5 protein-coding genes and 3 pseudogenes are annotated in these 12,755 nt (G+C 59.8%); 2 read left to right on the plus strand and 6 right to left on the minus strand.

Features of this window, described 5'->3' with window-relative positions; all coding sequences use genetic code 11:
* Window positions 1–247: 247 nt before the first annotated feature.
* Window positions 248–604 (minus strand): rhodanese-like domain-containing protein, encoded by a 357-nt coding sequence (locus tag P0D96_RS46360; protein ID WP_408320903.1) that lies wholly within the window; start codon window positions 602–604, stop codon window positions 248–250.
* 476 nt (window positions 605–1,080) lie between these two features.
* Here P0D96_RS46360 and P0D96_RS46365 point away from each other — a divergent pair, with 476 nt between their 5' ends.
* A complete protein-coding gene (locus P0D96_RS46365; protein ID WP_408320905.1) occupies window positions 1,081–2,079 on the plus strand; it encodes a sigma-54-dependent Fis family transcriptional regulator in 999 nt (332 codons plus the stop codon).
* A 133-nt stretch (window positions 2,080–2,212) separates the two neighbouring features.
* On the opposite strand, the gene P0D96_RS46370 is transcribed toward P0D96_RS46365, so the two are convergent.
* Both P0D96_RS46370 and P0D96_RS46375 read right to left on the minus strand, forming a co-directional pair.
* Complete coding sequence (locus P0D96_RS46370) at window positions 2,213–6,973, minus strand: trifunctional serine/threonine-protein kinase/ATP-binding protein/sensor histidine kinase (protein ID WP_408320907.1); 4,761 nt, start codon at window positions 6,971–6,973, stop codon at window positions 2,213–2,215.
* 1,018 nt (window positions 6,974–7,991) lie between these two features.
* Window positions 7,992–8,309, minus strand: a pseudogene (locus P0D96_RS46375) (DDE-type integrase/transposase/recombinase); the annotation flags it as partial.
* Between P0D96_RS46375 and P0D96_RS46380 the strand changes: the two are divergent.
* Window positions 8,253–8,605, plus strand: a pseudogene (locus P0D96_RS46380) (IS6 family transposase); the annotation flags it as partial. The pseudogenes P0D96_RS46375 and P0D96_RS46380 sit on opposite strands and share 57 nt — an antisense overlap.
* Before the next feature lie 350 nt (window positions 8,606–8,955).
* On the opposite strand, the pseudogene P0D96_RS46385 reads toward P0D96_RS46380, so the two are convergent.
* The 3 genes and pseudogenes from P0D96_RS46385 to P0D96_RS46395 form a co-directional block, all read right to left on the minus strand.
* A pseudogene (locus P0D96_RS46385) lies at window positions 8,956–9,383 on the minus strand (PDDEXK nuclease domain-containing protein); the annotation flags it as partial.
* A gap of 350 nt (window positions 9,384–9,733) precedes the next feature.
* Window positions 9,734–10,741 carry a sterol desaturase family protein gene (locus P0D96_RS46390; RefSeq protein ID WP_408320909.1) on the minus strand — a complete coding sequence of 336 codons (1,008 nt, stop codon included), beginning with the start codon at window positions 10,739–10,741 and terminating at the stop codon, window positions 9,734–9,736.
* Between the two features lie 69 nt (window positions 10,742–10,810).
* Window positions 10,811–11,761: a YncE family protein gene (locus P0D96_RS46395; protein WP_408320910.1), complete on the minus strand. Its 951-nt coding sequence runs from the start codon at window positions 11,759–11,761 to the stop codon at window positions 10,811–10,813.
* Window positions 11,762–12,755 lie beyond the last annotated feature (994 nt).

Below are 12,755 nucleotides of genomic sequence, written 5' to 3' on the forward strand. Positions count from 1 at the left end.
ATTTTTTGTACGTGAGCGCGCCGATCATGGTGCGGGGTCACCCATTCACAGTCGTGTCGGCGCCGCATTTTACACTGCGCAACTTCGTCATCATCGAGTTTGGCATAGCCGCATACCCGATAGACCGGCGCAGTCAAACTACAGCAATTGGCGGGTGGCCGCGCCCAGGTGCCTCCGCGAGTAGCCCCACCGCGCAGGCGACCCTGTCTCCACCCTCTTCGTGACGACATGCGCGCAATGGACTCCTTCAACCGGCGTCCGCACCGACCGGCCACGGAAACAATATTTCGCCACGCTTGCCGGCGTTCACATTGTTGAGACTGCTCACCGTCTCAACCGGAAACCCTGCTGCAAGCCAGGCCTCAATGCCCCCATGTAGAGGGAGCGATTCGCGGAAGCCGAGTTTTCCGAGTTCCGTTGCTAACAACGCCGCGGACACCTCGTTGGGACATGCAATGTGATAGCCAAAAACCGCACGGGTGCAGACATCGATGATGACAGGGAGCCACGCCCTCTCGATCTCGAACTCATGCTCAAAACCAAACGGATCACGCGTGACCACCTTGAGTCGGATATCAAGTCGATGGCCATCGAATTCGACCACCTGCTACAGGCGGCTCGCTGCGGGGACACCCGCATCGTTCGGGCGTGGCAGGCCCTTCAGATGCAAAGCGCCTGCCGACCGCGCTGCTGTGTCGAAGCGACGCAGCAACTCTTCCTTCACGCGCTATGAAAGGGAGCGTATCGCGCGGTCTGCCGTGTTGAATGTGTAATCGGCGGCGGTCAGTCCGATCGTGCGACATTGCCGGAGAAATTCATCGTGCAATGCTCGCAAACCGCTTAAACAGGTTCTCAGCCCCGAGTTCATTAATTGTCTGGTATGCGAAATATATTCGTGAAACCAGACAGCGTTTTCCGCGGGATGTTTTGGTCTTATGGAATGCTTCGAACTATCGGCGTACAGTCTACAGCGTGACGCGCATAAGGGCTGCACTGGGACCACAATAAGAGGTGCAGGCCCGGTTGAGTTTCCTGGCCCGCGCGAGGCGAGGCCATCCTGCAGCATGAGGAGATAGGAGCGTGGACGAGTCGAACACATCGATGAACTGTTTTCCCAGTCCCGATCGGGACACCAGTATTATGTCCGTGTGGGACCGTATGCTTCAGGGTGACACTTCACGCTCGCGTATCCTGCGAGGCGTGGTCGATCGCTCGTGGCATCGCTGCCTGGACGGCCAGGTCAGCCCGGGCCTCGATTGCGCTCCGCCGCCGCTGGAAGAGGACCGCGTATTCGAATTGCGCTCCAAAAACGAGCGGCTGCTCAGTGCCAGCCTGCCGACGATCCTCCAAGCGCGCGAATTCCTGTTGCAGACCGGCACCGTGTTGTTGTTGACCGATGCCGACGGCGTGATCCTCGAATTGGCCGGCGATCAGAGCACCTGGGAACCCGCCGGCGAAATCCGGCTGATTCCCGGCTGTGGCTGGACCGAACTCAATTGCGGCACAAATGCGATCGGCACCGCGCTGGCGCTGGGGCAGCCAGTCCAGATCCATGGTGCCGAGCATTTCTGCGAAGGCATCAAGCGCTGGACCTGCTCTGCCACGGTGATTCGCGATCCGCTGGACGGCTCCGTGCTCGGCGTCATCGATCACTCCGGCCTCGCCCAAAGCTACAACCAGCAAAGTCTGGCATTGATCGTTTCACTGGCCGCACAGATCGAGAGCCGGCTCGGCAAGGTGGCAATGGAACGCCGTCTGCGGCTGCTGGAACGTTGCATGGGCTATGCCGCACGGGCACATGGGATCATCGTGACCGACGAGCGCGGGCGGCTCGTGCAGGCCAACTCGCAGGCCCAGGCGGCCCTTGCCAGACTGGGCGTATCGACCGGCATTCATCATGTGTTCCCGCGACCCGAACTCGCGATGATTGCGCGGGGCGTCATGCCGCCGGAAATGCCCGACTGGCTGCGGCAGGTACAGATCGAGGCCATCAATGAAGGGGCCGACACACTGGGCTTCCTGCTGGCGATTTCGGCTGCGAGCAGGCGTCCGGACTATCGATCCGCGCAATATCCATAACTTACGGTGACTTCCTGAAATCTGACCCAACCCTTGTCCTTGAGGCGGGATGAGATGAAGAGGCGTCTCGGACATCCGGTAGTTTCTCGCATGGCGTCCACCGGATTCATCACGCGATTCAGAATCCCGTGTTTTAACTGGACTCGTTCTCGCCAATCGCAGGCAGGCTGAATTGGAAGACGGCACCACGCCCAGCATTGTTGGATGCCCACACCCGCCCTCCGTGGGCTTCGATGATCGAACGGCAGATCGACAATCCCATGCCCATTCCGTCGGGCTTTGTAGTGAAGAAAGCGTCGAACAGCCGATCTGCGTTTTCCGGATCAATGCCCGTTCCGAAATCCCGTACAGCGACGACCACATGCCCCCCGTTTTCGTGACGTGACTCTATTAGTAGTTCACGTGGCGCGTCGCCGATGTCGGCCATCGCCTGGATACCGTTCATGACGAAATTGATGATCACTTGCTGAAGCTGGACCCGATCGCCGAAAAACGGAGGCAAGTCGGGGGACAGCTTGAGGTGCAAGGAAACGCAATGATTCAGAGCCTCGCGCTGAACCAGGGACACAACGTCGTTGACCACATCGTTGAGTTCCAGCCGCGTCTTCTGCGGGTTAGCCCTCTTGGTAAGCGAGCGGATACCCTGGACGATTTCGCCCGCGCGCCTACCTTCGGCGATCATATGCTCCACGCACGCCCGCACCTCCTCCGGCTGCGGCGTCCGATGGCCAAGCCATCGCAGGCAGGCCTCGCCGCTGGTCACGATCGCAGTGAGCGGCTGGCCTACCTCGTGGGCAACGGATGCACTCAGCTCCCCAAGGGTTGTCGCCCGAGTGGCATGAGTGAGTTGCGCCTGCAAGGTCTGCAACTGCTCTTCCGCTCGCTTGCGTTCAGTCAGGTCGAGCACAAAGGCGAGGCCCTTTTCCTGCGAGCCGTCCAGTATCGCAGAGCCCACCATAACCGGGACACGGTGGCCATCCTTGCGGATATATTCCTTCTCGAAAGGTTGGCAAGTACCGGTCCTCCGAAGCTCCTCGACGTGCCGCGCGTCTGCGGCGCGATATTCCGGTGGCGTCATGCCTGCCCAATTGATGTTGCCGGACAGCAGATCTTGCCGGGTATAGCCAACGATCTGCAGAAATGCGTCGTTAGCCTCGCTGGCATTCCCGGCAAGGTCTCCAAAGAAGATCCCAATGATATTGGAATCGACGAGGCGGCGGATGCGCGCTTCCCGCTCACGAAGCGCAGCGTAGAGCATCGCGTTCTCCAGCGAGATCGCCGCCTGTGAGGCTAGCAGTTCCAGCACGGTCACACGTTCGGGCGTGAACGCGTGCGTGGCCAGATTGTTCTCCACGTACAACAGGCCAATCAACCCGGAGCGCCGCATAAGCGGCAGGCACAAAACCGACTTCGGCTGCTGGCGGCTCAAGTATTCGTCTGCCGAAAAAGGATTCGATTGCCTCGCATCATCCAGCAGCACCCGCTCCTGGCAGCGCCGGACGTAATTGACGATGGAGCTCGGCAATGCCCCTTCGGGCGCTGCCGATCCCGGCGGTGCCGATGCGGACGGGGCCTGGTTCAGGAGCCGCCGCACGCAGATTGTCTGCTGCTCCACCCTCGCTTCGGCCGCCAGGACGAGGCTCTCGTTGCGTGCGAGCAGCAGTTGGCCGGTCTGCGCTCCGGCATTTTCCAGCAGGATGTGCATCAGCGTGTCGATCAGATCCTCCAGCACGATCTGGCCAGAAATTGCCTGCGACGCCTTGGTCACCGACAGAAGATCCAGTTGCCCCGCATTGCTGGGCGACGTGGGGGACGGTGACTCCGGCTGTTCATGCAGTGGCGGCGTGCGCTCGTCGAGTTGCCGGACCTCGCCGCCGGCGCCCCAGAGTACAAAGCGGCTGCGCTCTCCCTCGGGATGGCCGCGCGCGCCGGTCGTGGACCCTCGGGCACGATCAAATCCTGCAGCAAGCTCGTGCGCGAAGCCTTCTTTTGCCCGGAAAGCGACGAAGCCGTGCTTCTCGATCAGGTCGCATGCGAGCTTGACGAAACGATCGCCCTCGCTATAACTGTGGAAGACCGGGCCGAGGACCGTCCCGAGCCAGTTATACGCTTGCGCGATAGGCCCGCTCATCCCGTGCCGCAAGCTGACGTTCACCATGCGGCACACCAGCAGGCAAAACAGATGCAGATCGGTAAAATAGGCGGCCTCCAAAGGAATCGACAGCACCTCCATGGCGGTCCGCAGTTCCGGATCGGTCATCAGCGGCAAGTCAATCAAAGCCTCGATCGGGCGTCCCTCCAGGTTGCGCCGGACCGTTTCGTATTCGGCCTGGGCCTGTTCCCAGGTCGGGTGTGCCGGGATGTCGATGCCAAACAGCATGGCGCAGGCGCGCGCACTGACCACGGCCTGTGAGTTTTCCGACTTCATCACATGGAGCAGGACCTTCAGGTGGTAGACGGCCGCCCGGTCGAATTTCGACGCCGTTCGCTGCAGCAACTCCGCAATCAGTCGCTCCGCGTGGTCGAAGTCGCCGGTCAGAAACTCACACTCCGCGCTCGCGAGCCGCAGGCTGAACATGAGTTCGTATCGATCGCCCCAGTCCTTTTCATCGAGCAGCGCGATGCCGGCCGCAAGATATACGCGCGCCGACGCATAGGCCGCCGACGCCTTGGCCTTGTGCCCGGCACGCAGGTCGAGCGCCGCCACCTGCGCCTTCTCATCCCGGTCATCCAGCAGCACGGCGCCCCGATTGAACTGGTTCGCGACATCGAACAGATGCTCGGTGAGTTCGTCCGCTGTCAAGTTCGCCAGCAGTACCCGGCCGATTCGCAGGTGGATTACAGCGTGCTGGGTTGCGGGAATCAGTGAATAAGCCGCCTGCTGGATCCGGTCGTGCAGGAACTTGCCGCTGCCGTGGGTGCGCAGGAGCAAACGCTCGCGCACCGCCGCCGCGAGGCACACCTCAGTCTCGGTCGCTGATTTCCGGCTGACCAGCGCGAGATGTCGCAACTCGAACGCGTTGCCCAGGCATGCGGCCAGCTGCAGCGCTTCCTGCGCTGGGGGAGACAACTGACGCAACTTACCGATCACCAGGTCGACGACGTTGTCGGCGAAGTCCTTCGCCTTGATCTGATCCAGGTCCCACTGCCAGGCCCAGTGTCGCGTGTCATGCCGCAACAACCCCTCCTTATGCAGCGTGTCCAGGAACTGGATAAAGAAGAACGGGTTGCCCTCGGTGCGCTCGTAGACCAGCCGCGTGAGCGGTTCGCAGACGACCGGTGACGCATGGAGCGTATCGGCCACCAACTCGTTCAGATGCACGAGCGACAGCGGTGCGAGTTTGAGGTCCGTCACCGGTGCGCCACTGTGGCGGATCGTCTCGAGGGTGGTCACGAGCGGATGGGATGCGTCCACTTCGTTATCGCGGTAGGCGCCAATCAGCAGCAGATAGCGCGTGTCCGGATGCGTGATCAGGTCTTCGATGAGCGTCAGGCAGACCGCATCGGTCCACTGCAGATCGTCCAGGAAGACGACCAGCGGGTGGTCCTCACTCGCGAGCACCGCGACGAATTGCCGGAGCACAATCCGGAACCGGTTTTGCGCCTCGCTCGGCGGCAGCGCCGCAACCGGCGGCTGGGGTCCGATGATGATCTCGACCTGCGGCAGCACATCGACAATAAGCTGGCCATTCACTCCTACCGCGGCCTGGATCCGTTGCCGCCAGCCGGCAATGTCCGTCTCGCTTTCGGCCAGCAGTTGCCGCACCAGTTCGCGAAACGCTTGCGTGAGGGTGGCATACGGAATATCGCGCTGGTACTGATCGAACTTGCCCGAAATGAAATAGCCGTGCTTCGCGACAATCGGCTTGCGCAACGCGTCGACCAGCGCCGACTTGCCGATGCCCGAGTAGCCGCAGACACTCGCGAGCACTGCTTGGCCGGTTGACGTCATGTGCTGGAATGCGTCGAGGAGCCGCTTCGCTTCCTCATCGCGTCCGTAAAGTTTGCGCGGCACCTGGAAAAGCTCCGGGATGTCCTCCGTACCGAGCGGGAACGGCTCGATCCGGCCCGAGGCCTGCCATTGCGCGAGACACTGGTCGAGATCGGCGCGCAGCCCGTACGCACTCTGGTACCGGTCTTCCGGTAGCTTGGCCAACAGCTTCATCACGATATCCGACACCGGTAGCGGCACCTCCGGCACGATCTCATGAGGCGACGCAGGCATGCGGGCGACATGACAATGCGTCCATTCGAGTGGATCGTTCGCCTCGAACGGCAACTGGCCGCTCAGCATGCGATAGAGCAATACGCCCATCGAGTAGAAAGCGGTCCGGTAATCCACCGGACGATTCATGCGGCCGGTTTGCTCGGGGGACACGTACGCCCAATCCCCCACGGGTACGACGACGCCCTCTGGCGAGACGGTGTTGGATTCCTGGGCCGTGGTGAGTGTGAAATCCACCAGGAGGACGTGCCCAGTCGCTGGCGCGACCAGAATATTAGCGGGCCGGACATCCCGAAGGATGACCATCGCGCTGTCGATGCCCGCCAATGCATCGGCCAGATGGTGGCCAATGCGCAGGCAAAGCGCCACGTCCATTCGCAGCTCACGGCCCAAAACGGCTTCGAGCGACTCGCCCGCAAAGTATTCCAGGATCAGCGCCAAGCCGCCGCCCTCTTTGACTAGCGCGAGTGGTTTCGCAATGCCCGCGACATTCAACGATTGAAGCAGCAGGTATTCGCGCTTCAAACGAGCGGATTGGGCTGCTACTGCGGGTTCCGGAGGGCGCTTCAGCAGCACCGGCATCCCATCCGTCGTGCGGCGGGCACGGTAGAGATCCGCGCCCGCTGTCGCGCAGATCCGCTCAAGGGTCTGACAGATCGCGATGGTCATTGCCCCCCCAGTTTTTTCCCTTGGTGACCTGGCCTGATATCGACATCAGGCATTTCGACTGTTAAGTGGGGCGCAGGCCCGCACGTATGTCGGTCGAAGTGATCACTTCGCGAACCGCAACGATTGACGACTAGTCTACTCGGTCGCGAATCGGACGCCAGTCTTGTCGCCGTCGCTGGTTGCTCAGGCTAAATACCGACTACGGACAGTCACGAGGGATGAACCGCCCGCGTTGGCCGACGACGCGCCAAGCGCAGTCGGCACGTGAATGTCAGGTGTCCGGGGGATGCTATTCAAAAAGTCGCTGCGCGGCGTTTGCAATCCGCTCGCGAAAAAATCGACCGGCCTTCCCGTCAGAGCCCATATTTCGAGAGGTTTGCCGCTTCGTCAGCCGTATACCGAAATAAAAACGTCACTGTTGCGCGTATAAGACTGTCAATCCGCGTTCGGGCGGCTGCGAGTCGTCTGCTGGCGTCGGGTTAACGCTATACGAGCAGAAGGTCGAAATTGCACACACCAGTCGGTCACGCGACAGCGCTGGCAATGCATCGGCGATGAATTGCTATCCGCCCTTCCCTACGCATCGGTCTCAGATTCGAGATCGAGAACGAACTTCCATAGCGCGTCCGGCAAGACGGGCATCGAAACGGCGCTTCGAGGACGCTCGCGTTGATCACATAGGGGATCTCTCGTTCGCAAGCGCGGCATGTCGCGTCCAACGGAACTTTATGGCAAGGACAGATGCTCTCGCTCGGGCGCTGAAACAGCACGCTGTGATAGCCGAGGCCTGATCAGAAACGGCAGTGCTTGGAGCTTGAGCTACACTGCCGATGCTCAGATCCGGCTAGAAGCGATCTGCTTATGGTCTGCGACGATATACCCAACATGTGCGACAGCCTTCGAATATCGACGAAGGCAGGACTCGGAGACTCGCCCTCATAGGGATCAACATCAGCATTAACCGGTTGCGTCGCGATAAGGACCGTGAAGCGAAAACATCCGCTATGACAAGGAGTCCTCAAGCTACTAAAGAATAGAACTGATCGGCAGGGGTTTGGGTAACGCCGGCGTCCTTCATCTGGCCTTTGCTGATCATATGCTTCGTCTCAATGCCTGACAGGATGATGCAGGCACACCTGAAATCCTTGAAGCCCATCATCGGCCTGGTTCGGCGTGTGATCGCCCGATGATCCTGCTCGACCATGTTGTTCAGATACTTGACCTGCCGGACCTTGATGGGTGTTTCCCGTTCGGTATTGATGGCCCGGAGGGCAGCCAGATTGGCCCCGCTTTTATCCATGGTCACGGTCTCAGGCGCGCCGTTACGATCGATGGCTATGTGGCCTACTCACTGAGCCTGCGTGATCTTGAGGAAATGATGGCCGAACGCGGCTTCCAGGTCGACCATTCGAGCGTGCATCCTCGGTGATCAAACTCGTACCGCTGTTCGAGAAGGCTTTTCGCAAGTACAAGCGTCCGGTCGGCAAGAGCTGGAAGATGGATGAGACGTACGTCAAGGTACGCGGCCAGTGGAAGTATCTGTATCGAGCCGTGGATAAGGCCGGCAAGACGGTCGATTTCGTGTTGCGGGCGCATCGCGACAAGGCTGCAGCGCGCCGCTACTACCACCGCACGCATAGCAGAATCACGTCCAGTGGATAGTGCAGTCGCTTCAGCACCTTCGCGATCGCTGGTGATAATGTCTTGCGCGGCGTCTTGCCCTTCATAGCCATCGTGGTCATCCCAATTTCTGTCGCTCAAGTTTACCCGCTCGCCTTACCGCGACAGAGCCGACACAGCGCCGCGAACGCTCGCTGCGTGCGTTTTTGATCGGCAAACGGAAGAAACCGGTCATCCATTGTCAGTTGAACGACGGCGGATTCAACCGGCCGTTGACTTGTTGATCGACCGACGACCGCTTAGGCCGATCAACAGACCGACGTCGGCCAGCGGTGCACCACAACTCGTTTTCCGCATCGCCGCTAGTCGCGCGTTTTGCCGCTGTTAGTCAGGGTTGGGTGTTGCGCTTCCCATTCTCGGCGCGTTTTTTCCAATTCCTCGGCAGGCACCTGTTCATCCGGCAGTACCGTGTGGTTCTCGGCAGCAAGTATCTTGTTGGGTAAGCCATCGAGTGCGTCGCGGGCAATCTCAGCGTTCGTCCGCACAGGATCAGGCCCACCGGTGGGTTTTCGCCGGGAAGCGTCCAGTGCTCCTTCGCATAGTTGCAGTACATGTGCACCTGGCCGACATCAGCATGGTTCAGCTCTGTCAGCTTGAGATCGATAATCACCAGACAGCGCAACCGCCGGTGGAAAAACAGTAGGTCCACGCGAAACCAGCTGTCGCCGATGCGCAAGCGTCGTTGCGGTCCGACGAACGCGAAGTCCCCGCCCAGTTCAAGCAGGAAGTCTGGATTGGGAGGCCAAAAGGTGAGCCGTTACGGGAGACCCGAAGTATGACTCGCACATGTGTGCTTTTCAATCAACCCGGTGGGGGCAGGTGCACAGCCGAGGTACTCACTCATAGGCGAGCATCAAGGCAAGCCTCACGTGCGAGCGTTCGCCCAATGCGATCGGCGGTAATGGGACCCACTGGAGACATCCGGATGCGACTCACCATCCAAAGCGGTCGGTTACAAAACGTGCGCAACTCCGGGCGCGCGGACCGGGGCTGACGGCGCTGTCGGGTTTTAGCCGGGTCGCAAACATGCGGCGCAGTTCTGTGCGACCGCAGCAACAAGGTGCACGGCGTCAGTTACACTCACTCCACGGCACCCCCCGCGTAATTCCTTTGCCCGCGCAGACGCTTCACAATTCGGCCAAACGCGAGCCACTGCTGCGCGATCAATCCGTCGCCATACGAACGCCCTGAACCATGCGGTACGGGTAGCTGGTCGCGGATGCCGGTCGCCTCGACGGCGGGGTTCCATGAAACGGTGCGGAACATCATGTCCCACCACGGGAACAGCACGCCGAAATTGCAGCCGTAAGCCGTGCCTTCATGGCCGTAGCCCACCGCGTGGTGGCGGCGGTGAAAGATCGGGCTGACGATGATGCGCTCGAGCAGCCAGCCATACGGCAGGCGTGCATTGACGTGCTGGATGCTCTGCAGGGAGTTGCTGACCGCGACCAGCACCACGAACTGGCTCGGCTGCACGCCGATAAACAGCGAGATCGCCGCGAAGAACGCTGCCTGGATGATGTCGTCGAGAAAGTGGTTGCGGTCATCGGCCCACAGTGACATCTGCTGCTGACTGTGATGCACCGCATGCAGTTCCCACCACACGCCGAAACGATGCTGCCAGCGGTGATACCAGTAGCCGGCAAAATCGAGGACGATCAGATAGATCAGGAACGACACGACCGGCTGATCCGTCACGCCTGGCCAGAGGCCGTCGATATTGACGTTCGGTATGTCGTAGATCGATATCAGGCTCTGCCAGTGAAAGAATAGCGGTTGCAACATGAAAAAGAACGCAATGTTGATGATGCCGAGCTTGATGATCCACGTGTAGATCACGTCAGCGCGCAGCGCCTTGCGATCCTGCCACAGTTCAATGGGGCGCAGCGCTTCAAGCGGCCGCAACGCAAGATACATCACGACGATCTCCAGCACGCCGATAATCACCCAGTACAGTGCGTCATAGGTGTCTTCATCGAAACCCATCAAGCCGAAGCGATAGAAGAACGGCTGCACGACGTCGACATATAAGAGCGTCTGCAGCGCGGACACCATATTGTCGAGTTGTGCGACGATTTCATGAAACATCTGAATCCTCGCGTTTTAGCAGTTCTGCCAGAACTCATGTAACGGCAAGTTTCAGAGGACTTGCCCCGCCTAGTCTGGATTAGGCGCCACGACCGGCGCACGGTTGTCGAAAAAGATGCCGTGCGGCGAGCGGCCCACCGCAATGGTATCGATCAGCTTGCGGGTGGTCAGATCAATGATGCCCACATGCTTCGCGAAGCGGAATCCCACCCATAGATAGCGCTTGTCGGGAGTTAGTTCCATGTCATCGGGCCCGGGCATCAGCCCGGTGATATCGCCGGCATTGGTAAGCGTGGTGTAGTCGATGATGCTGATGGTGCTGTCGACGCGATTGGAGACCACTACATGCTTGCCGTCGACGAGGTTGCGGAAGTTGTGCGCGCCACGGCCCGTGTGGATCTTCTTGACGATCTGCTGCTTGTGCCAGTCCACCACGGCCACATCGTCTTCGCCAGTCATGCCGACCAGCAGGTAGTGGTCACCGGGAGTCAACCACAGACCTGCGGGTTCATTGCCCACGTGCATTTTCCAAAGCACTTTCTGGGTCGGCAGATCGATCGCTGCGAGTTCGCCGGAATCCTGTAGCGTGACGAACACGGTGCGGTTGTCGGAAGCGAACGTCATGTGGCTGGGTGTCTTCGCCAGTTCGATATGCTTGACCAGCGCCATATTCGTACCGTCATATCGGTAAATGTCGACGCGGTCCATGCGCAGCGCAGCCGTGACGAACCATTTGCGATCCGGAGAGAAGCCGAGTTGATACGGATCTTCGACGCCCTCCACAATGCGCTGCAACTTGCCGGTGTGCGGGTCGACGAGCATCAGGTTGTTCGACACCGAATCAGCAACGATCAGGGAGCGGCCGTCGGGCGTGATCATCAGATGATGTGGTTCCTTGCCGGTCGGCTCCGTGCCGATGATTTTGTGCGTGGCCTCGTCGATCAGCGTCAGTTGCGCTTCACCGGAATCGAGCACGATTACGCTATCCGCGGCATTCGCGCAATTCGCTATGGCCAGCATGCCGCACAGCGACGCGGCGAGCGCTCCGATCCTTGTAATGGAAACGATAGAAAATGGCATTTGGATCGTATTCACGCGGAAAGATACATTGAGGTGGAATGTAATAAAGATGTCGGACCTTCGTTGGTCGCGGTAGCGACTGTCCCCCTTCTAACGTTTGAACCGCCGCTATCGATGACACGACAGGCGAGGCCAGATGCAGAAATTGCCGGGCAACCAGGCTATCGAACCATTCGGTTTTCTGCGTTCACGAGGCAGGCGGTTGCTCAGTTGATCCCGCTCGACCCGTGAAGGTCGACCATCAAAATACCGGGAGTGTCTGTCACGGGATGAGCAACGGCCCGTGGACTGCGGGTGACGACCGCCCATCGTTGGCCGCTTACTGCCTGCCGGCGATCGGCCGCACACGACCCCGTTACGGCCGGTCCTCGATGCAAGGCGAACAGCAGCTAGCCGACCCAACGCGGTCACACATGCGCTACGCGGCATTCATCGTTTGTCCAGGGACAGTTGTCGCCCAACCCATACTTTCACTTTGCATGGATTCAGACCGCATGATGACCGGGAATTTCAACCGATAGACGTCCAGGCAGTATCTGCCCGGTCCTGTCAGTCCGCACGACAACGAACACAAAAGAAATCAGTCGCCCGGCGTGGCATGAAACGCTGTACGTTTGGCATGCTTCGATGCATCCACTCGATTGAATGAGAGTCGCCCGCATCACATACTGACCTCAAGGGAACGCCGTCAATTGCTATCTACCATTCGGGAATACCGTGCAGTGCCAGAAGAGCTTCTGCGTGCACAACGGTAAAGCGTTTCCGCCAACGAAACCTTGAATAGCCATCAACCGAATCGGGTGTACGTATGCTTTTGACGTTCCTATTAGAACGCCTCGACCAGTGGCTGAGAAATTTCCACCGGACCCGCCGTGATGAACACCTCGCAGCTTCGAAGGATATTGCCGAGCTTGAGCGTCGGATGAGAGAGTTT

It is taken from the genome of Paraburkholderia sp. RL17-347-BIC-D (assembly GCF_046027915.1).
In the GTDB taxonomy this organism is placed as follows: domain Bacteria; phylum Pseudomonadota; class Gammaproteobacteria; order Burkholderiales; family Burkholderiaceae; genus Paraburkholderia.

Bases quoted from the DNA above. Each gene is read 5' to 3' on its own strand.
- P0D96_RS46370 (WP_408320907.1), bottom strand. From the start codon at position 6,973: ATGACCATCGCGATCTGTCAGACCCTTGAGCGGATCTGCGCGACAGCG.
- P0D96_RS46390 (WP_408320909.1), bottom strand. From the start codon at position 10,741: ATGTTTCATGAAATCGTCGCACAACTCGACAATATGGTGTCCGCGCTG.
- P0D96_RS46395 (WP_408320910.1), bottom strand. From the start codon at position 11,761: ATGCTGGCCATAGCGAATTGCGCGAATGCCGCGGATAGCGTAATCGTG.